This is a genomic window from Acidisoma sp. C75 (assembly GCF_054665095.1).
Map to the genome: position 1 here is coordinate 135,297 of NZ_BAAFHD010000006.1, position 19,608 is coordinate 154,904.

The 19,608-nt window shown below is 65.2% G+C and carries 20 protein-coding genes; 10 read left to right on the forward strand and 10 right to left on the reverse strand.

What is annotated here, in order from left to right:
• Positions 1 to 63 precede the first annotated feature (63 nt).
• The 5 genes from ACYQ7X_RS09920 to dhaL form a co-directional block, all read right to left on the reverse strand.
• A complete protein-coding gene (locus tag ACYQ7X_RS09920) occupies positions 64 to 1,035 on the reverse strand; it encodes a substrate-binding domain-containing protein (protein ID WP_459696854.1) in 972 nt (323 codons plus the stop codon).
• A gap of 65 nt (positions 1,036 to 1,100) precedes the next feature.
• Positions 1,101 to 2,198 (reverse strand): ABC transporter permease, encoded by a 1,098-nt coding sequence (locus ACYQ7X_RS09925; protein WP_459696855.1) that lies wholly within the window; start codon positions 2,196 to 2,198, stop codon positions 1,101 to 1,103.
• A gap of 24 nt (positions 2,199 to 2,222) precedes the next feature.
• Positions 2,223 to 3,755: a sugar ABC transporter ATP-binding protein gene (locus ACYQ7X_RS09930; protein ID WP_459696856.1), complete on the reverse strand. Its 1,533-nt coding sequence runs from the start codon at positions 3,753 to 3,755 to the stop codon at positions 2,223 to 2,225.
• Between the two features lies 1 nt (position 3,756).
• The gene (locus ACYQ7X_RS09935) at positions 3,757 to 4,413 is read right to left on the reverse strand and encodes a DUF2291 family protein (protein ID WP_459696857.1); all 657 of its coding nucleotides are present in this window, start codon (positions 4,411 to 4,413) and stop codon (positions 3,757 to 3,759) included.
• Positions 4,414 to 4,528: 115 nt separating this feature from the next.
• Positions 4,529 to 5,179 carry a dihydroxyacetone kinase subunit DhaL gene (dhaL, locus tag ACYQ7X_RS09940; protein ID WP_459696858.1) on the reverse strand — a complete coding sequence of 217 codons (651 nt, stop codon included), beginning with the start codon at positions 5,177 to 5,179 and terminating at the stop codon, positions 4,529 to 4,531.
• Positions 5,180 to 5,671: 492 nt separating this feature from the next.
• Between dhaL and ACYQ7X_RS09945 the strand changes: the two genes are divergently transcribed.
• From ACYQ7X_RS09945 to ACYQ7X_RS09955, 3 genes are all read left to right on the forward strand, one after another.
• On the forward strand, positions 5,672 to 6,574 hold the full coding sequence (locus ACYQ7X_RS09945) for a fructose bisphosphate aldolase (protein ID WP_459696859.1): 903 nt from the start codon (positions 5,672 to 5,674) through the stop codon (positions 6,572 to 6,574).
• Positions 6,575 to 6,775: 201 nt separating this feature from the next.
• Positions 6,776 to 7,264 (forward strand): DUF6790 family protein, encoded by a 489-nt coding sequence (locus ACYQ7X_RS09950; RefSeq protein WP_459696860.1) that lies wholly within the window; start codon positions 6,776 to 6,778, stop codon positions 7,262 to 7,264.
• A 9-nt stretch (positions 7,265 to 7,273) separates the two neighbouring features.
• Positions 7,274 to 7,771, forward strand: a complete 498-nt coding sequence (locus ACYQ7X_RS09955) for an FUSC family protein (protein WP_459696861.1) — start codon at positions 7,274 to 7,276, stop codon at positions 7,769 to 7,771.
• A 224-nt stretch (positions 7,772 to 7,995) separates the two neighbouring features.
• On the opposite strand, the gene ACYQ7X_RS09960 is transcribed toward ACYQ7X_RS09955, so the two are convergent.
• Positions 7,996 to 8,190: a hypothetical protein gene (locus tag ACYQ7X_RS09960; RefSeq protein WP_459696965.1), complete on the reverse strand. Its 195-nt coding sequence runs from the start codon at positions 8,188 to 8,190 to the stop codon at positions 7,996 to 7,998.
• Between ACYQ7X_RS09960 and ACYQ7X_RS09965 the strand changes: the two genes are divergently transcribed.
• Positions 8,105 to 9,622: an APC family permease gene (locus tag ACYQ7X_RS09965; protein WP_459696960.1), complete on the forward strand. Its 1,518-nt coding sequence runs from the start codon at positions 8,105 to 8,107 to the stop codon at positions 9,620 to 9,622. The two genes, ACYQ7X_RS09960 and ACYQ7X_RS09965, sit on opposite strands and share 86 nt — an antisense overlap.
• A gap of 83 nt (positions 9,623 to 9,705) precedes the next feature.
• Here ACYQ7X_RS09965 and ACYQ7X_RS09970 read toward each other — a convergent pair whose 3' ends face one another.
• Positions 9,706 to 10,623, reverse strand: a complete 918-nt coding sequence (locus ACYQ7X_RS09970; protein ID WP_459696862.1) for a hypothetical protein — start codon at positions 10,621 to 10,623, stop codon at positions 9,706 to 9,708.
• A 723-nt stretch (positions 10,624 to 11,346) separates the two neighbouring features.
• Between ACYQ7X_RS09970 and ACYQ7X_RS09975 the strand changes: the two genes are divergently transcribed.
• A complete protein-coding gene (locus ACYQ7X_RS09975) occupies positions 11,347 to 12,291 on the forward strand; it encodes an acetamidase/formamidase family protein (RefSeq protein WP_459696863.1) in 945 nt (314 codons plus the stop codon).
• A gap of 79 nt (positions 12,292 to 12,370) precedes the next feature.
• Here the strand turns inward: ACYQ7X_RS09975 and ACYQ7X_RS09980 are convergent, their stop codons facing one another.
• A complete protein-coding gene (locus tag ACYQ7X_RS09980; protein WP_459696864.1) occupies positions 12,371 to 12,970 on the reverse strand; it encodes a peroxiredoxin-like family protein in 600 nt (199 codons plus the stop codon).
• A gap of 212 nt (positions 12,971 to 13,182) precedes the next feature.
• On the opposite strand from ACYQ7X_RS09980, the gene ACYQ7X_RS09985 reads away from it, so the two are divergent.
• Complete coding sequence (locus ACYQ7X_RS09985; RefSeq protein WP_459696865.1) at positions 13,183 to 14,106, forward strand: LysR family transcriptional regulator; 924 nt, start codon at positions 13,183 to 13,185, stop codon at positions 14,104 to 14,106.
• 113 nt (positions 14,107 to 14,219) lie between these two features.
• Positions 14,220 to 14,882 (forward strand): DsbA family oxidoreductase, encoded by a 663-nt coding sequence (locus ACYQ7X_RS09990; protein ID WP_459696866.1) that lies wholly within the window; start codon positions 14,220 to 14,222, stop codon positions 14,880 to 14,882.
• A 12-nt stretch (positions 14,883 to 14,894) separates the two neighbouring features.
• Here ACYQ7X_RS09990 and ACYQ7X_RS09995 read toward each other — a convergent pair whose 3' ends face one another.
• Positions 14,895 to 15,107 (reverse strand): hypothetical protein, encoded by a 213-nt coding sequence (locus ACYQ7X_RS09995; RefSeq protein WP_459696867.1) that lies wholly within the window; start codon positions 15,105 to 15,107, stop codon positions 14,895 to 14,897.
• 75 nt (positions 15,108 to 15,182) lie between these two features.
• Between ACYQ7X_RS09995 and ACYQ7X_RS10000 the strand changes: the two genes are divergently transcribed.
• Complete coding sequence (locus ACYQ7X_RS10000; RefSeq protein WP_459696868.1) at positions 15,183 to 15,518, forward strand: DUF1491 family protein; 336 nt, start codon at positions 15,183 to 15,185, stop codon at positions 15,516 to 15,518.
• Between the two features lie 7 nt (positions 15,519 to 15,525).
• Here the strand turns inward: ACYQ7X_RS10000 and hemF are convergent, their stop codons facing one another.
• Positions 15,526 to 16,419 carry an oxygen-dependent coproporphyrinogen oxidase gene (hemF, locus tag ACYQ7X_RS10005; RefSeq protein WP_459696961.1) on the reverse strand — a complete coding sequence of 298 codons (894 nt, stop codon included), beginning with the start codon at positions 16,417 to 16,419 and terminating at the stop codon, positions 15,526 to 15,528.
• 216 nt (positions 16,420 to 16,635) lie between these two features.
• On the opposite strand from hemF, the gene ACYQ7X_RS10010 reads away from it, so the two are divergent.
• Positions 16,636 to 17,535, forward strand: a complete 900-nt coding sequence (locus ACYQ7X_RS10010; RefSeq protein ID WP_459696869.1) for an S-methyl-5'-thioadenosine phosphorylase — start codon at positions 16,636 to 16,638, stop codon at positions 17,533 to 17,535.
• A 214-nt stretch (positions 17,536 to 17,749) separates the two neighbouring features.
• Positions 17,750 to 19,420 (forward strand): Na+/H+ antiporter, encoded by a 1,671-nt coding sequence (locus ACYQ7X_RS10015; protein ID WP_459696870.1) that lies wholly within the window; start codon positions 17,750 to 17,752, stop codon positions 19,418 to 19,420.
• Positions 19,421 to 19,608: the final 188 nt, after the last annotated feature.

Consider the following 19,608-nt stretch of genomic DNA (forward strand, 5'->3'; position numbering starts at 1 on the left):
CATCTGGCAGCTTGCCCGGGGCGGCGCCAGCCGCGCCGCTCCGGGGGAGCCCTTGGGTCTTGCTTACTGCTTCAAGGTGAAGGGCGCGATATAGTTCGCGATATTCGCCTTGGTAATGAGCACGCAATCGAAGAGCTGCTTCTCGGCGGAAGCGCCGGTCTTGCCGGTACGAATGTATTCGTCTGCCTCGTCCACCGCTTTCTTGGAGAAGACGGCGACCGGTTGCAGCACGGTATATTGCAGCTCGCCCGCCTTGATGGCGGCGACCGCATCGGGTGAGCCATCGAAACCGCCGACCTTGACCTGGCCGAGCTTGCCGGCCTCCTTGAGTGCTGCGACCGCGCCGAGCGCCATTTCATCATTGCCGCTGATGACGCCGATGATTTCCGGATGCGCCTGCAGCAGGCTCTGCATCGCGTTGAAGCCTTGCGTACGGTCCCAGTTCGCTACCTGCTGGCCGACCTTGACGAGGCCGGGATACTGGCTGAGCACCGTCTCGTAGCCGTTGGAGCGCGTGGCCGCGTTGTTATCCGCCGGGTTGCCGAGCAGTTCGACGTAATCTCCCTTCTGGCCGACGTCCTTCACCCACTCCATCGCGCCGAGGGCCGCCCCTTGGGCGTTATTGGAAACGAGCTGCGCCTTGGCGAGCCCTTGCTGGTTAATCTCGGCGTTGACCAGAAAGACCGGGATATGCGCCGCTACCGCCTTCTTCACGGCGCCGATCGAGCCCGAGGCATTGGCGGGGTCGAGGATGATGGCGACCGACTTGTTGGTGATCGCCGTGTCGATGAGCTTGCTCTCGGTGTTAGTATCACCCATCGAGGCCGAGACATTGGCCGAATAGCCGAGATGCTGGGCTTCGGCGGCGGCAACCTTGCCTTCGGTGAGCCAGTACGGGTTCGCCGGATTGTTGACGATGATGGAGATGAGGCCGCCGGCGGCCTCCGCGGCGGTCGGCGCCATCACCGCCCCGGCGATCATCGGGGCTGCCAGCGCGAAAGCGCCCGCCATCAGGGTCTTGCGAAATTTGGACATGGTCGTTTCCTTCTCTCTTTTGTGAATGCCGGGTTGTGATCCCCGACGGGGGAGATATGCGCGCCTCAGGCCGCCTTGCCGGTCGGCTGAGGCGTTGCGGTGCCGGCTGCTGGTTGAGGCTTGACCCGCCGCCGGTATTGCACGGCGTTCAGCAGCACCGCGAGGACGATGACCCCGCCGGTGAAGACCGTCTGCCAGTAGGAAGAGATGCCGATGATGACGAGACCATCGGAGAGAAAGCCGATGACGAAGGCGCCGAGCAGCGTGCCGCGGATCGTCCCGCGGCCGCCCGTCAGCGCCGCGCCACCGATGACGACGGCGGCGATCGCCGTCAGCTCATAGGACGTCCCGGCGGTCGGGCCGGCGGAGGTCAATTGCGAGGTCAGGATCAGCCCGGCGATCGCGGCGCAGATGCCTGCCAGCACATAGACGGTGATCTGCACGCGCTTGGTGGGGACGCCGGAAAGCTCGGCCGCCCGCTCGTTCCCGCCGGACGCATAGAGCCAGCGGCCAAAAGCGGTGCGGTTCAGCATCAGGCTGCCGAGCACGGCGAGAACCACCATCACCAGCACGCCGATGGGCACGCCGAGCAGGTGGTTGAAGCCGAGCCAGTTGAACCCGGTATTACCGAGATCGGCCTCGCCACTGAGGTTGTTGTAGGTGAGGCCATTGGTGATGAGCAGCGCGATGCCGCGCACCACATACATCATGCCGAGTGTGGCGACGAAGGCCGGAACCTTGAAGCGGGCGATGAGAATGCCGTTGATGAAGCCGATGAAAGCGCCGACCGCGCAGGCGATGACGACCACGACCCAGACCGCCGGATAGAGCTTGACCCCGAGCATGTGCAGCGGCACGCCCTGCATCAGGAAGCCAGCGACGATACCCGAGAGGCCGAGTGTCGAGCCGACCGACAGGTCGATCCCGCCATTGAGGATGACGAGCAGCATGCCGAGGGCGAGGATGCCAAAAATCGCCACATGCGAGGCCATGGTGAGGAAATTGCTCACCGAGAAATAGTAGGGCGACAGGAAGGAGAACACGACGATGATCGCGATGAGGGCGAAGAAGGCGCGCCCCTTCAGCAGCATCTGGACGAGATCGGGCTTCTCGCCAAGGAGGCTCGAACGGCTGCGCTGAAGCGTCTGGCTGGATTGCGTCATAATGGCGTTTCGCTTCCTCTGCGATCAGGCGACCACGGCTTCGCCGGAGGCGGCCATGATCTCTTCCTTGGTGGCGTCGGCGCCGAATTCGGCGGCGATGCGGCCCCGGCTCATGACGATGATCCGATGGGCGATGCTCAGACATTCGCCGACTTCCGACGTGGAATAGAGGACGGCGAGGCCGGCCTTCGCCCGCTCCGCCAAGAGGCGGAAGACCTCTGCCTTGGCGCCGATGTCGATGCCGCGGCTCGGCTCGTCCAGCATGATCACCTGCGGCTCGGTCGCCAGCATCTTGCCGATCACCACCTTCTGCTGATTGCCGCCCGAAAGGGAGCCGATCGGCGCCTCGCCGCCGGCGGTCTTGATGGTGACCGTGTTGATCGACTGCTGGATGATCCGCCGTTCGGCAGGCGTGGACAGGAACAGCCCGCGGGCGAAGCGCGCGATGCTGGCGAGCGAGAGGTTTTCGCCGACCGACATGGTCTGCACCAGGCCGTCGCGCTGCCTGTCCTCAGGCACGAGGGCGAGGCCGGCGGCGATCCGTTCGGCGATGGTGAGATGCGAGACATCCTCGCCCCTGAGCAGGATTGCGCCCTCCGCCGGCGGCACGCGGCCGGCGACGCATTCCAGAAGCTCGGTGCGCCCGGCGCCCATCAGCCCATAGATACAAACGATTTCGCCCGCACGCAGATCGAGCGAGAGGTGATCCACGGCGAGCCCGCCATCGCCGGTCGATCCCGGCACGCTGAGGTTGCGGATGGAGAGCGCCACCTCGCCGAAGGCATAGCCGGCGGGCGGCGAGCCGAGGTCGAAATTCTCGCCCACCATGTTGCGGACGATCCATTCGAGGTCGATATCGCGCCGTTCGGCGGTCGCAGTCAGATGCCCATCGCGCAGCACCACGGCGTAATCGGTGATCTGCAAGGCCTCTTCGAGATGGTGGGAGATATAGACGATCGAGACGCCGCGGCTCGTCAGATCGCGGATGACCTTGAAGAGCACCTCGACTTCACTGGCGCTGAGCGCCGATGTCGGCTCATCCATGATCAGGATGCGCGAATTGACTGAGAGCGCGCGGGCGATTTCCACGATCTGCTGCTGGCCGAGGCGGAGATCCTCAACCGGGGTCAGCGGGTCGATATCCTCTTCCAGTTCCCGCATCAGGACCTGCGCCTGTCGCGCCTCCTCGGCGAAATCGACCCCGGTGCGGGTCATGATCTCGCGGCCCATGAAGATATTGTCCCGCACGGAGAGATTGGGTGCGAGGCTTAATTCCTGATGGATGATGGAAATGCCGCAGTCCCGAGCGTGGTTGGTATCGGTGAAGCGCACCTCCTCGCCGTCCAGCAGGATGGTCCCAGCACTCGGCGGCACGATCCCCGAGAGGATTTTCATGAGAGTCGATTTGCCGGCCCCATTCTCCCCGAAGAGGGTCGTCACCTTGCCGCGGTGGATGTCGAAATTCACCGCTTTCAGCGCGTGGGTATTGCCGTAGGATTTGGAGACCCCGCGTGCCGACAGGATGGCATCCGGCGGGATGGCCCAGCCTCCGCTCATCTCAATGGACTTCCGCTGCGACCGGGGTGATCAGCCAGCTGTTCGGCACGACATACTGAAAGGCGCCGACGATCGAGATAGTCTTGCCTGTCAGCTTCTGCGTGGCGATTTTGGCCAGAACCTGCTTCTTGATCTCGTTGTTCAGCGCGGAACCGGCATTCTGGTAGTCGATCTGATTGGTGAACTGGCCGAAGGTGATGGTGCCGGTCGCATCGCGCACCGCGGTGCCGTTGATCGCCGGGCCCATCTGCACCCGCACGGTCAGCGATGGCGGCACGCCCGGGATGGAGACGGTATAGACGCCGTAGGTATCCTGCCCGGCCACGCCCGTGAATTTGACGGCATATTCGGGGCCGATCATGCCCGGCACGCCATAGCGCTTGGCTGCATCATCCGGGTTCTTGGCGATCGCGGCGGCCAGCGTCGCGGCATCCACCGCGCGCTTCTCGATCTCGGCGCGGATCTTGGGGAATTCCCGCGCGCCATAGGCCGCTGGGTTGAAGGCGCCTGGCGTCGCCGCTGCCTGCGAGCCGATTCTGACGACCCTCACATTCAAGCCCATCGCGACGAGCAGCACGATCAAGGCGCCGCCGCCGATGAGCCCGCGCCGAAGCCGCCGTGCGGAAGCAGGAGAGCGTTTGGCTAAGCTGGCACTCATGAGGCGACCCATCGTGAAAAGGGAATAGAACAAAGAAACCCGCGCCTGCATCGCTCCCCGAAGCGCGGAGCGGCTGCATCCTCGCCCAAGTCCGTCGCCGGCGCGGGGCGGGGGTTCACCCCGCCAACCGGCTCTCCAGCCCATGCGCGATGGTTCGCAGGATCATCTCGCAGGAGGCGGCGCCGGCATCGAGCGTCCCGCGTGAACGCTCGCCGAGCCGGCTCGCCCGCCCGATCCGGGCGACCATCAGGCGCGTCGCCTCAAGCCCGGCGGCGGATGCCTCGCGCAGCGCGGCGAGCGATTCGGCGAAGCTTTTGCCCGCGCGCTGCGCCGCATCGAAGTTTTGCTGTGCCGGCACGAGCACATCGACCAGGGTTTTGTCGCCGGGTTTGGCGTCGCCGAGGCCCTGCACTGCGGCAAGGCCCGCGTGCAGCATGGCGGAGAAGCGCGGCCCGTCGATCGTGGCGCTGCTTTCGGCGGCCTCGCCCATATCCGTAAAGAAAGTGCCGTAGAGCGGGCCCATCGAGCCGCCGATGTCGCTCAGCAAGGTGTCGCCAAGGATTTTGAGCCCCTCAGCGAAGGTGAAGGAGCCGGCGGTGCGGAGCTTTTCGCCCGCGAGACGAAAGCCCTTGCCCATGTTGACGCCGTGGTCGCCATCGCCGGTCTGCCCGTCGATCTCGCTCAAGCGTCCCTGCTCCTGCACGATGATGGCGACGAGATCGAACAGGATCGGCGCCGCTTGTTCCTGGCTGACGCTGGAATTCACAGCCGCGGCTCCGCTCGCCGGCGATGATGCGGGTGCATGGTGAAACCTCCCTGGCAGCCAATGCGTGCTGTTCGTTGCACCGGATCATCCTGCAGGGTCGCGCAAATGTCAACTATGTGGAGCACATGCGCAGAGCTAAAGATCCAATAGTGGGGTTTGCATGGGTGAAGAAGCCCGGCGGAACGGCCGCGGAGCGCTTATTTCCAAGAAAAACGGCGGATGATGGCGGTATCTGCTCGCTCTTGCCCCCAGGGTGCGCTGAACGTCTGAGCGGGTGGTGAGTTTTTGCTCTGCACAAATCGCCGTGTTGTCGCGCAAATCCCTGCGCAACGGCTCTCATGCCGCGCGGCCGCGCGTTATCGTCACCCGGCCCGCCGCGGCGAGGCTTCGGGTCTCGATTGCTTTGCCCAGGGGCTCATGCAAAAACTCGGTCGTTCCGCTCGTGTTGCGCAGGGGCGCGCCAGGATTGACCGGCTGTCAAGGAAACTGACCATGGCCAGTGAGACGATGAAGGCTCAGATGAATGCGCAGATGTCTGAGAGGGGAGGGTTCATCGCCGCGCTCGATCAAAGCGGCGGATCCACCCCCGGCGCGCTTCGCCAATATGGCATTCCGGAGACCGCTTATAGCGGCGAGGCGGAGATGTTCCAGCTGATGCACGAGATGCGCGTGCGCATCATGAGCGCCCCGGCTTTCACCGGCGAGAAGGTGATCGGCGCCATCCTCTTCGAGAAGACGATGGATGGGCAGGCCGAAGGGCGGCCAGTCCCGAGTTTCCTTTGGGAGGAGCGCGGCGTCGTCCCTTTCCTCAAGGTCGATAAGGGGCTCGAAAGCGAGGAAGATGGCGTCAGCCTCATGAAGCCCATTCCGGGGCTCGATGCGCTCTTGGAACGGGCAGCCAAGCTCGGCGTTTACGGCACCAAGATGCGCTCGACGATCCGGCTCGCTTCGGAAAGCGGGATCGCCGCCATCGTGCGCCAGCAATTCCAGATCGCCGACCAGATCGCCGCCCATGGCCTGATGCCGATCATCGAGCCTGAGGTGCTCATCAAGAGCCCCGACAAGCCGGGGGCTGAAACGCAGCTCCGGAGCCAGATCCTCGGTGCGCTCGATCAACTGCCGGCAGACCGCAAGGTCATGCTCAAACTCACCATCCCGAGTGAGGCCGGTCTCTACCGGCCGCTCATCGAACACCCGAAGGTCGAGCGTGTCGTTGCCCTCTCCGGCGGCTATTCGCGGAGCGAGGCCTGCCAGCTGCTTGCGCAGAATCACGGCATGATCGCGAGCTTTTCGCGCGCCTTGACGGAGGGGCTCACGAAAGACATGCCGGATGCGGTGTTCAACGCCGCGATCGCCGCTGCGATCGATGAGATCTACCAGGCATCGGTTGCCTAGCGCGCTTTGGCCTCACGCGCTTCCTGGCAGGACAGGCCAGCAGGGGTGGCCGGGCCCGGCTCGACCACCCTTTGGGCCCGCATCGCCCTGTCCGCCTTCTCTTGCTTTGACAAAGGTGCAGTCCTGATCGCTCACTGAGCGGGCGTCTGAAGACAACGGGCGAGGTAGAGGCCGATGGCGCTCTTGATCAAGGCAATTCTCGTGTTTGTCTTGTCTAATTTCCCGCTCACCTTCTTTGTGATCGGGCTGCTCGCCGCCGTCATTGGCTTGTGGCGCGCCGGCCGGCCGGACGGCGGGATGGTTCTCGAAAAGCTTATTGCCTGGCATGTCTTTTGGGCCATCGGCGTTTCGTTTCTCTATAATGCCGTCGTCCACATCGCCTTCGGCCGCATGGCGGCGGCCTTCATCGGCTGGGCCGACAGCCCCTTTCAATTCGAGGTTGGCACCGCGAGCCTCGGCTTCGCGGCGGTGGGCTTCCTGGCCGCCTTTCGCAGTTTCGATCTGCGGCTGGCTGCCGTCACCGGGCCAGGGATCTTCACGCTCGGCGCCGCGATCGGCCATATCCGGCAGATGATCGTCATGCATGATTTCGCCGCCGGCAATGCCGGGGTCATCTTCTATATGGATATCGCTATTCCGGCTTTTGGCTGGTGCGTTTTGGCGCTGCAACATCGTCGCAGAGAGCGCTGACCTGACCCCATGGCCGAGGCGGACCATCCCCCGGGCTGGATAGGCCGCGCCGGTACCGGTATCGCCCAAGCGGCCGTCTCCGTCGCTGCGGCGGTCATCGCCTATGAGGTGGCGGCTCAGCTGCATCTCGTGGACGGGTTTTGGTCGAGCATCACCGCGATCGCCGTGACGCAGACGCGCTTTCACGATTCGGAGCAACTCGGCCAGAGGCAGTTGATCGGCGCCGCGGTGGGCGGCTGCGCCGGCATCCTGGCCGTGCTGCTCTTCGGCACCGGCCTCTGGGTTTATGCCGCCGCGGTTTTGGTGGCGATCGCGGTTTGCGCGCTCATCGGCCGCAGCGATTCAGGGCAACTCGCCGGGATAACGGCCACCATCATCCTGCTTGTGCCACATGCCGGGTCAGCCGAGCAAACGGCCTTCGCCCGCCTCGCGGGGGTCGCTATCGGGGCTCTCACCGGCGTCATCGTCTCGGCTCTCTGCTCCTTGCTGCGGCGCGGAACGGGCTAGGGCGGGGGCGTCGGCCGTCGGGGCGTGCGCCACTCTCGCTGGTTGTTTTTGTAGAACGTCTTAACTTGATCAGATCGGCCCGTTGGATGAGTATCTTCTCCAGGCGCTTGTTCGCGTGAGCGAAAATTGTGCGCAAGCGAGGTTTCCGGCAAGATCTTGCAACTGAAGGGTAACTGGCTCATAGCTGCCATATTGCATTCAGATGACGGGATTTACATGATGGATCATTCCTCATCCGGTGCTGCATCTGCGGCATCATCAACGTTGCGAAGGGACGCCAAGATCATCGGCCTTCTCTTCGCGAGCGTCACCAGCATGATCGGATCAGGCTGGCTGTTCGGAAGTTTCCATGCGGCGAAAATCGCCGGCCCCCTCGCGATTTGGAGTTGGGTGGTCGGCGCGGTGATCATCATGCTCATCGCGCTCTGCTTCGCGGAGCTCGCTTCGCTTTTCCCCAAGAGCGGCGCGCTTGTCCATATGAGCCATGCAAGCCATGGTGACGGGCTCGGCCGCATCTGGGGTTGGATGCTGTTTCTGGCCTATGTTCCGGTGCCCCCGGTCGAGGCGGAAGGCATCGTGACTTACGCGAACAACTACATTCCCGGCCTCATTGCCAAAGGCGGCAGTGGTGTGCTCACCCCGATGGGCTTCGTTGTCTGCGCCATGCTGCTGCTCGTCATGGTGGCGCTCAACCTGCTTGCCATCCGGCTGCTGCTGCGCGTGAATTCGACGGTGACGTGGTGGAAGATCGCGGTCCCGCTCGTTACCGCGGTGGTGCTGATCTTCTCGGCGAGTGGGCATCCGAGCGCCATGGGCGCGGATCCGACGGGCTACCGAGCGAGCGGCATCTTTCTCGCTCTCCCCGCGGCAGGTATCGTATTCAGCTATCTCGGCTTCCGCACGGCGATCGATCTCGGCGGGGAAAGCAGCAATCCCGGGCGGCACATTCCGCTTGCCGTCATAGGCTCGGTCGTGCTGGCTGCCATCGTCTATATCCTGTTGCAGGTCGGCTTCCTGGCCGCGCTTCGTCCCTCCGATCTCGCCCATGGCTGGGCCAATCTGAACTTCCCTGGTTCAATGGGACCTTTCGCGGGTCTCGCGGCGGTGCTCGGCATGTCCTGGCTTGCCTTCATTCTCTATGTCGATGCCTATGTCTCACCGGGTGGCACGGGGCTCATGTATGTCACCGGCGGCTCGCGCATCCTTTATGCCTTGGGCGAGATGCGGGGCGGCCCCGCCTGGCTCACCTACCTCAACAGTGCCGGCGTGCCTTGGCTCGCGGTCGGTGTCATGTGGGTAGTGGGTGTGATCTTCCTGCTGCCCTTTCCCGCCTGGCAGTTGCTCGTCAACTACATCACCTCGATCACCGTGCTGACCTACGGCCTCGGCCCGGTGACGCTCTTGGTTCTGCGGCGAAACATGCCGGGGGCGAATCGCAAGTTCTACCTGCCGGCGGCCGGCATCATCGCCCGGGCGGCGTTCGTCTGCAGCAACCTCATCGTGCTCTGGACAGGCTTCATGACGAATACGGTGCTGATGCTGATCGTCGGCATCGGCTTCTTGGTCTATGCGGGGTGGTACCACTTCGTGCTGCGCCGCCCCGCCGGGGATTTTGGCTGGCGTGAAATCCTCTGGCTGCTGCCTTGGTTCGGCGGCATGTGGGTGATTTCGGCGCTCTCCAATGTCGGCGGTGGGCTCGGCTGGCTATCCTTCTGGCCAGCCGTCATCCTCACCGTGGTGTGGAGCCTTATCGTCATCGTGATCGCGCTTCGCTGCGCGCTCGTCGCCGAAGAGACGGCGCGCGTCATGGCGCGGATGAGCGATACGGCAGGCAGCGCGGATCTTATCTGACAGCGCCGCCGTCTCATCGCGGCATCCGAGTAGGCTGAGACCGGCAGCGTAGGGCGCCTTCGCCCCGCGCTGCCGGTCTCAGTTCAGCCGAGGCTGTTGCTATCCTCATCCCTGCTTCTGAAGTAGCGGTCGATATCGATCGCGAGCTGCGGCTTGTTGCCGGCCAACTCCCACACACCCCAGGTGTTGCGCTTGATATCCCGCTCCGGATCGAAGGCATGCCGCGTCAGGATCGACCACCGATCGACATAGGCGCGCTTGTTCTTCGCCCCGTGCCAGGTATGTTCGATCGTGCCGGGGACATAGGAGATGTTGCCGCCGAAGGCGCTTGCCCGCTCCTGCCAGGCCAGCAGCGGCTTGAGGTAGCCAGGGCCGATATCCTTATGGACGCTTTCACGCACCCGCCCAACGAGACCGAGCGCCATGTGGTGATCCGCCGCCCCGAGCATGGCCGTTTCGATCAGGCCGCCGGTTTGCTCCAGCGCCTGCCGTCTCGCCGCCCAGGCATAGCCGGGATGGGCGAATTCGTACGGCCCGCCGCCCGGATGGATCGGCCTGCCGTCATGCCATAGCCGGCAGAAGCTGCGATGCGCCTGCAGGTGGTCGTCCTTCGGGCCAAGGTCATAGCAATCGGACCAGGGCTGCACGACATCATATTGCTGCAGGGCGTGGACCGTTTCGGCAGCCCAATCCGCCCGGCGGAACCGGATGTCGGCATCGATCCAGGCGACGTAGCGCCAATCATCGGGCAGGCGGGCGAGCGCCAGGTTGATCAGATTCTCCTTGCTCCAGGTGAGCGTGCGGGCGCGGAGGCCGACATGGTTGACCCCCGGCCGGTTGGCGAGGCGGAAGGGCCGCTCGCCATAGGCGAGTTCGGCGACGGTCAGGTGAACGCCGCTTTCCAGCATATGCTGCTCGAAAGCCTCGTAGAGCAGGTCGCGGCTTTGCCAGCGGATCGGATTGGCGATGACGGTGATCACGTGCAAAAGGTCGGCGCGCATCGGCGTCGGGTATCCTTCTCTATGCGGCGGGGAGGGGGCTTGGGGATCGGGAAGGGCGGCGGCGGTGCCGGGCCTGGCCAGCGCGCGGGCTGGAGAGGCGGGCGCGAGGCTCGTGGCCATCAAAAACAAAAAGCCCGCGCGGCGAGGCCGGCGGGCATAGTCATTTCATGATAGCAACGAAATACGGTCGTGCTGGGAATTCTGTCCAGCAAGGAAAAATTAATTTTTGGGCGGCCGCATCAAGCGGCGATCGCGAAGGCGCCCTGCGCGAATTGCTCAGGGAGGGGGAGGCATGTCCGCGGCGGGATTCGAACCCACGGCCCCAGGATTCATACCACTTCGGCTTTCGCCGCCCGGCGGCCCCGCAAGGCCGGCGGTTCGTGGTCTGGACTGTCCCTTCACCTTAGGCCAAGACCCTTAGGTGCCACCCATCCAGTCTCTACACCTTCCCGGAGGGTTTCCCCGGGCTTGGCTCGGGATCGGCACGGCTGCCGCGTATGGCCGCCAAGCTTTCCCCGACTTTGAGCGGTTCCGCCGCGCGGTTTCCCCTCGCGACGCCCAGTTCTGCAACAAGGAATCCTGTGCTCTATCCTGCTGAGCTACGCGGACATAGCCTCTACCCCTTACTGGAAGGACGCAGCGCGGGCAAGTTCCCGGCCGGCGCGGGTCCGCGTCCCTCCGGCGTGTCCTCGGCCCGACGATCACGAGAAAGGCAGCCTTCCCATGTGCGTCACCTGCGGTTTTACGATCCACGCGGCCCAGCACCATTTCGGCTGGGATAACAGCCTCCCGCCCGTCCTGCGGGCCGAGCCCGGCGCCACGATCGGCTTCGAATGCAACGACGCTTCCGCCGGACAGCTCGGCCCGGAAAGCAGCGTCGCGGATGTGGCGGGGCTCGATTTCAGCCGCATCAACCCCGTCTCGGGGCCGGTCTATGTCGAGGGGGCCGAGCCGGGCGACGTCCTGAAGATCAGCCTGCACGAATTTGCCGCCTCGGGCTTCGGATGGACGGCGAATATCCCGGGCTTCGGCCTGCTCGCGGACCAGTTCACTGAGCCCGCGCTCAAGCTCTGGTCCTATGATCGGGGAAGTCTCGCCCCGGCGCTCTTCTCCGATACCGCGCGCGTACCGCTGAAACCTTTTGCCGGCACCATCGGCGTGGCACTCGCCGAGGCTGGCCTGCATTCGATCGTTCCGCCCCGGCGGGTCGGCGGCAACATGGATATCCGCGATCTCGCCGCCGGCACGACGCTCTACCTGCCGGTCGAGGTGAAAGGCGCGCTCTTTTCGATCGGCGATACCCATGCCGCCCAGGGTGATGGCGAGGTATGCGGCACGGCCATCGAAAGCCCCATGTCGGTGGTGCTGACGCTCGATCTCATCAAGCAGACGCCGCTCGCAACCCCCCGCTTCACCACGCCCGGCCCCGTCACCCGGCATCTCGACGCGGCGGGCTACGAGGTGACGACCGGGATCGGCCCCGATCTGATGGAAGGGGCGCGGGGCGCGGTTTCCCGCATGATCGATCTGCTGGGCCGCGAGCACGGGCTCACCGCGATCGATGCCTATATGCTGTGCTCGGTGGCGGCTGACTTACGCATCAGCTGCATCGTGGATCAGCCGAACTGGCTGGTATCCCTCTACTTCCCACGATCGGTCTTTGCCTGAGGCTTGCGCGGCGCGGCCGGAGAATGATCTTTTCCGGCCGCGATCCACTCTCGCCGTCTTGCGCCGGCCGCCGCCGCGCTCAGGCTTCAGTGAGCGCTGCGGTCAGTGCCCGCATCGCGGCCAGGCCCTCTTTCGGTTCCAATCGCTCGAAATGCACGGGGGATACGTGGGCAAGGCGGATGATGCCGTCAGTGCCGATGAGAAACTCGGCGGCCCGGGGGAGGGACCAGCTGCCGTCGTCATTCTCCTCGGTCAGATCGCAGCCGAGCTTGGTGAGGATCTCCCGCGTCAGCTGCCGGCATTCGCCCAACACGCCGAAGGCGCGGGCCACGTGGTTGTGGCTGTCGCTCAAGATCGGGAAGCTCACGCCGTTATTGTCCCGCACCTGTTCGGCACGCGAGGCCTTCTGCGGTGAAAGCGCAATCAGACGGCCGCCGGCTGCCCTGATCTCGGCCGCCACATCTTCCCATGCACGCAAGGTGAGCATGCTGTAGGGGCACCAGCCGCCCTTGAAAAACAGCAGCAGGACGGGGCCGTCCGCGATCATCTGCGAGAGCGTATGGCTCTTGCCCTCGGCATCCTTGAGCGTGAAGTCCGGCGCCTTCTGCCCGACGCTAAGGGGCGATGCCTTGAGCGCATCGCTGCGCGCATCCGCCTCTGCCTGCCGGAGGGCGCTCACGGTCTGAGCATCCGCCCGGTCGAAGGCCGAGGACTTAAAAGCCAAGAGCTGAGCGTTCAGTGACTTCATTTGATGATCCGCAAACTCTCATTCCCTGCATTTATTGCAGGGCTGGGGCGTAATTGTCCATCGCTGTTCCGATAAATGGTTCATGTCTTGCTGACATGAAACCACCAGGGCTAAGATAACATTCATACAACCGAGTATGGGCTATGGATCTGCTGGCTGCATTTCGCTGTTTCGTCCGCGTCGCCGAGACGGGATCCTTCTCCGCCGTCGCGCGCGAGGTCGGGTCGACGCAGCCGGCGATCTCCCGGCAGATCGCGGCCTTGGAGGCGCATTTCGACGTCCGCCTCATCCACCGCACGACGCGCAGCCTGACCTTCACCCAAGACGGCCAGGATCTTCTGGCGCATGCCCGCCGCATCCTCGATACCGTGGATGAGACGGAGGAAGTGCTCGGTAAGCGTCGCGCCTCGCCAACTGGCATGATCCGCATCGCCTCCTCTTCCTCCATCGCCCGCATCCACATCATTCCGCGGCTGCCGCGCCTAATGAACCGCTATCCGCAACTCGAAGTCGATGTCAGTATTTCGGAGCAGGTGCAGGATCTTGTCGCCGAAAATATCGACATTGCCATCCGCGCCGGGCAGATCGCGGATTCCTCGCTCGTCGCCCGTCATCTCGGCTCCACCAGCCGCGGCATGCTCGCCTCGACGGATTATCTCGAAAAGCATGGCGAACCTAAGACGCCGGCCGAACTCGCCGATCATGCCTGCCTTGTCTATACCGGGGGCGCCTCCCGCGCCTCCGCGCATCTCTGGGACTTCGAGGGGCCGGAGGGGCAGATCTCCGTCGCCGTGCAGGGGCGCTTCCGCTCCGACAGCATCGAAGGAATTTGCGAGGCGGTGCGGGCCGGCCTCGGCATCACCCGGGCGCCGACCTGGATGTTCAACGACGATCTCGCCGCCGGGCGGGTGCGCGTCATCCTCAAGGGCTGGCAGCAGCCGCGGGTGCCGATCCACGCGGTCTACCCCTCCCGCCGCCATCTCGCGCCGCGTGTGCGGGCGGTGATTGACTTTTTCGTCAACGAGTTCCGCCTAGACCCGATGGTCTCGGACTACACCGCTATCTAGCGCAAGCGATGGATGATCGGCGACGCGCGCCATGCTAATCTTCCGTGAATGCAGCAGCGTCTAAAAGGCAGAAGCAGCCGGCACAAGGCAGATCGGGCGTAAGCGCAATGAACATGCTGGCTTTTTCACGGCCGCCGATCTCCGTCGAAATCGTCTATGACATCGTGTGCCCGTGGTGCTTCATCGGCACGCGCCGCCTGTTGCGCGCTGGCCGCCGCCGCCCGGAGCTGAGCTTGGCAACGCAGTGGCGGCCGTTCCTCCTCAATCCGGACATGCCGCGCGCCGGCATGCCATGGGCTGATTACGTGCTCCGCAAATTCGGCTCGCATGAGCGCGCCCGGCGGCTGCAGGCCTCGATCACCGAAATCGGCCGGTTGGAAGGCATCGCCTTCCGTTTCGACCGCATCCTCACCATGCCGAGCAGCGTGGACGCCCACCGCCTGGTGGCTTTCGCCGCGGAATTCGGCTGCGCCGATCAGATGGCGGACGTGCTCTTCACCGCGCATTTCGTCGAAGGGCGGGATCTCGGCCATCGTGGCGAGCTTCTCGATCTCGGCCGTCAGATCGGCCTCCCGCTGCTCGAACTGCGGGAGTTGCTGGCCGGGGACCGGGGGGTGGATCATGTCTATGCCGAGAACCTGCGGGCGCATCGCCTCGGCATCAACGGTGCGCCCTGCTTCATCCTTGGGCGCCGCCATGCCATTGCCGGGGCTCAGGAGCCGGAGGTACTGGAATGCCTGCTCAAGGTCGCCGCGCAGGACAATGGCGAGGAGTGAGCCGCCGGCCGCTCAGCCGGATTTCGATTTCAGCGGCTTATGCGCGCGATCGAGCAATTTGCTAAAGAAGCCCGGCGGCTTGGCCGCTGCCGGCGGCTGCTTGGCGACGCTCGCCGCCTTCTTTTCCTGCTCCTTGGCAGCGAGCCATTTATCGAGGCTCATGCCCGCCTTGGCAGCGCGCTTGGCTTCGTAGGCGCGCTGCGATTCGGTCAATTTACGATCCATCGAACTCCTCCTCGTCTCCGCGCTCATCTGGCAGGGGACGCGGCCGGAGTCGAGTGGCGGATGAAGGAGAGCGGCATGGAACCGCGGGTGAAGGCCCAGCTCTGGGTGCAGATGGCACTCCGTCTGGGAGACCGGGACGGCCGGCCCGGCATGGTGCTGCGCCGGGGCGATGCCGATGCGGGGGGCATCCTCGTCGCCCTGCGCAACCGGGAGGGCGCCGTCGTCGTGCTGTCGCAGACACGCACCGAAGGCGGAGAACTCGCCTGGCTGCGTGGCACCGGCGCGGAACCGGTGGATCAGGCGCGCGCCGATGCCTATGTGGATCGTCAGCTTCGCTTCGATCCGGATCTCTGGGTCATCGAATTCGACGCGCCCGATCTGCTGCCGCCCTTCGACGGCAAGATCCTCTGAGAGCGGCTTACGGCCAGCGCACCTCAGGCGGCATGCTCATGAGGATCGCCTCGGTATTGCCGCCGGTCTTGAGGCCGAACAGCGTGCCGCGGTCGTAGAGCAGGTTGAACTCCACGTAGCGTCCGCGACGGATCAGCTGATGCTCGCGCTCGGCTTCGCTCCAGGGCTCGGCCATGCGGCGGCGGACGATCCGCGGATAGACATCGAGGAAGGCAAGCCCCACGGCGCGGGTGAAGGCGAAATCGGCATCGACATCGCCCGAGCGATGCTGATCGTAGAAGATGCCGCCGGCGCCGCGCGGCTCGTCGCGGTGCGGGAGGTAGAAATACTCGTCGCACCAAGCCTTGAAGCGGGGGTAGAAATCCGCGCCATGCGCATCGCAGGCGGTTTTCAGCGCGGCATGGAAATCGGCTGCGTCCTCCTGGGCTTGCGGGGTTTCGAGCCGCATGGGCGTGAGATCGGCGCCGCCCGCGAACCAGCCGTGGCTCGTCACGATCATACGGGTGTTCATATGGACGGCGGGCACCAGCGGGCTCTGCATATGAGCGACGAGGCTGATGCCCGAGGCCCAGAAGCGCGGATCCTCCTCGGCTCCCGGGATCGCGCGCCGGAATTCGGGGCTGAATTCGCCATGCACAGTGGAGCAGTTGACCCCGACCTTCTCGAATACGCGGCCGCGCATCACGCTCATTAACCCGCCGCCGCCGCCCGGGCGCTCCCATTCGCGGCGCTCGAAACGGCCGGCGGGCCGGTCGGCGAGGGGGCCGGCGTCCTGCGCATCCTCGATCGCCTCGAAGGCGGCGCAGATACGGTCCCGCAGGGAATGGAACCAGGCTTCCGCCGTATTGCAGAGCGCCAGATGCGCGGCCGCCGCATCCGGTGCGCCGGTCAGGTCGGTCATGGCGGGGTTGGGCATCGTCTGTCATCCTTTCGCGGTCGGGGGGCGGCGAGGGCGGCGGCCATGCCGCCTGCCGCGATAGAGCCTGCGCGTCTTGCCGCGAAGAGACGGCGCGGGCATTGCTCTTTATCAAGGGCTTAACTTGCTTGTCCCCGTGGGTTGTTGTTGATGCCCTTATCCTCGTCGCCCAGCCGGGCATCACAGTGAAGGAAGTTGATCATGCCAGAGGGCACAATGGAGAGCGTGGAACCGCTGGTCGGCATCATCGGCGGCTCCGGCTTGTACGACATCGATGGGCTTGAGGAAAAGGAATGGCGCCGGGTCGAGACGCCCTGGGGCATGCCTTCGGACGAGTTGCTGTTCGGGCGGCTGCACGGGCTGCGCTGCGTCTTCCTTCCCCGCCACGGGCGCGGGCATAAGATCCCGCCCTCGGAACTGAACTACCGCGCCAATATCGATGCGCTGAAGCGTGTCGGCTGCACCGATGTGCTCTCGCTCTCCGCCGTCGGCAGCCTCAAGGAGGAACTGCCGCCGGGGCATTTCGTCATCGTTGATCAATTCATCGATCGCACCTTCGCGCGCCAGAAGTCCTTCTTCGGCACCGGCTGCGTGGCGCATGTCTCGATGGCGCATCCCGTCTGCTCGCGCCTTGGCGCAGCGCTTGAGACGGCGGCGCGGGACATCGGCCTCTCCGTCACGCGCGGGGGCACCTACCTCACCATGGAAGGCCCGCAATTCTCCACCTATGCCGAGAGCGTCCTCTATCGTTCCTGGGGATGCAGCGTGATCGGGATGACCAATATGCCGGAGGCGAAACTCGCCCGCGAGGCTGAGCTTTGCTACGCGACCGTGGCGATGGTGACGGATTACGACTGCTGGCACGAGGATCATGGCCATGTCACCGTCGATCAGGTGGTGAAGGTTCTGCTCGCCAATGCCGACCACGCGCGCGCCCTGGTCAAGGCGATCCTGCCGGTCGTCGGGCAGCAGCGCGGCCTTTGCGTGGCCGGGTGCGACCGGGCTTTGACGCATAGCCTCATCACCGCACCCGCGGCGCGGGATCCGGCGGTGCTCGCCAAGCTCGATGCGGTGGCCGGGCGCATGCTCTCCGCCGGCTGAAGGAAGCAGGAGTGGCGCGGCGCGGCTGACGGAGCGATCCCGGCTCCGCGGCCGGCGCCGGTCCATCCCCCTTGCCCCGGCGTCCGCGACGGCCCTTTGACGGCCCCGGCTTCGCGGGGCAGGGCCCGAGCGAATGCCGGGGTTGCCGACAGTTGGCGCTCTGCCTCCGCTCTCGCCCTTCCCTTGCTTCCGGCCATCCCTCAAGGCGGCGCGCATGCATCTGACGACGACGATCCTCCTCCTGCTGCTGATCACGGCGCTGACCAATCTCGTCGTGACCATCGTGCGCGTGCCGCTGCCGCTGCTGCAGATCGCGGTCGGCGCGCTCTGCGATGTCGTGGGTTTTCACGTCAGCTTCGATCCGGATCTCTTCCTCCTGCTCTTCATCCCGCCGCTGCTCTTCGCCGATGCCTATCGCATCCCGAAGCGGGAGCTGAGCGAATCGGGCGTTCCGGTGCTGGCGCTGGCCTTCGGCCTCGTCATCTTCACGGTGGTCAGCATCGGCTTCTTCATCCATGGACTGCTGCCCTTCGTGCCGCTCGCCGCCGCCTTCGCGCTGGCGGCGGTGCTTTCGCCGACCGATGCGGTGGCGCTCGCCGGCATTCTCAACGGCCGCGCCCTGCCGCGCCGCTTCCTGCATATCCTGCAAGGCGAGGCGCTGCTGAACGATGCCTCCGGCCTCGTTTCCTTCAAATTCGCCGTGCTCGCGATGGTCGCCGGCTCCTTTTCGCTCGCTGCGGCGACGGTGAATTTCGCCGTCGTCGCGCTCGGCGGGGTGGCGGTTGGCGGTGCGCTCGGCTGGGGCTTCTTTCTGCTCGATCAGCGCGTCCTGTCGAAGCGGCCGGAAGAGGCGTCAATCTACGGCGTCATGCTGCTGCTGGTGCCCTTCGCCGCCTATCTGGCGGCCGATCATCTCGGCGTTTCGGGAATCCTCGCCGCCGTCGCCGCCGGCCTCAGCCTCAACCTGCTCGATCCCTTCGGCGGCAGCCATGGCGCCTTGCGGCGGCAGACCTTCGCCCTCTGGCAGATCCTCGAATTCACCTTCAACGGCCTCATCTTCCTGCTGCTCGGCCTGCAACTGCCGGGCATTCTGGGCGATGGTGTGCAGCGCACCATCCGCGCTGGCTACTCGCCCTGGTCCCTGCTGATGCTGATGGTCATCGTCACCGTCGCGCTAATCGCACTGCGCTTCGTCTGGGTATTGCTCGCGCTCTTGCTGCGAAGCGGGCTGCGGCGTGCCCGCGGCCAGCGCTCCGGCCTGCCGTTCCTCGGCGTGGTCCCGCTCATGGTGACGGCGATCGCAGGCGTGCGCGGCGCGGTGACGCTCGCAGGCATCCTCTCGCTTCCGCTCTACCTGCCCAACGGCGAGCCGGTGCCGACGCGCGGGCTCCTCATCAGCCTCGCCTCCGGCGTCATCGTCCTGTCGCTGCTCATCGCCGTGATCGGCCTGCCGCTGCTGCTGCCCCGCATGCGCCTGCCAGTGATGGACGAGTTCGAGGGAGAGCTTGCCGCCGCGCGCCGCCAGATGGCGGAAAGCGCCATCCGCGATCTCGAGGAGCGGGTCGATACCGGCGCTCGCCGCCGGCAGACCGCGGCGCAGCGCAACGCTTATGAGCAGGCGGCGGTCAAGGTTCTCGCCGATTACCGTCTCAAGCTCGAGGGCCGGGACGGCGATGCCGAAAACCACGAGCGTGCGCGCGAGGACCAGCGCAGCGAACTCGCGCTGCGGCTGCGCGCTCTGCGGGCGGAGCGGGCGGAGATGCGCGCCTTGCGCCAGCGCCACGCCATCAACGACGAGGCGGTGCGGATCCTCATCGCGGAACTCGATAGCGAGGAAGAAGCCCTCTCCCGCATGGCGGAGAGCTTGCCGAACCCGAAGCGCTGAGGCCGCGGTGCCGGCATGGGCGGGTTGCGCCGCTTCCGGTTGCGGCGGGGGGCCGATGCGGGCAGGCTCCTTTCGCGATGAAGATCCAGGGCAACAATGCGCGCCTCGCGGCGCTTGGGCGGCGACTTACCACCACGGCTCTCTGAAAGAGGCCGTGCCGCCTTTCGTGCGCCCAATCGGCGCACCGT